Origin of the sequence: Psychrobacter sp. CAL346-MNA-CIBAN-0220 (assembly GCF_040309805.1) — a bacterium.
Taxonomy (GTDB): Bacteria; Pseudomonadota; Gammaproteobacteria; order Pseudomonadales; family Moraxellaceae; genus Psychrobacter.
This window is the reverse complement of record NZ_JBEOPF010000646.1, coordinates 1-243: the sequence shown is the minus strand read 5'-3', so window position 1 is coordinate 243 and position 243 is coordinate 1. Positions and strand designations below refer to the sequence as shown.

At 40.7% G+C, this 243-nt stretch carries 1 protein-coding gene; it reads left to right on the top strand.

The features are described 5' to 3' along the window. Positions 1–243 (top strand): hypothetical protein (locus AAEY88_RS15165; protein ID WP_350563721.1); only part of this gene is annotated, 243 nt, incomplete at both ends.

The following is a 243-nucleotide window of genomic DNA, read 5'->3' as shown; positions in this document are numbered from 1 at the left end:
GTAATGAAGAGGCTGATGGAACTAGAAGTGGTGGTATCAACAGTGAGCTGATGAAACGTAAAGATGAGCGCATAGCAAAGCCTAGGACAGGTATAGCGTCTTTATCTAGGCCTAAAGTCAATGCTAATGCAACAGCAGCAAATAAGCGTATTAAAGATTTAGAAGCACAAAATGCGGCAGACCAATTAGCATTAGCAATTACTAAGTTACCGCTGAATGTGCGCGTAAAGCTTAAGCTTATAT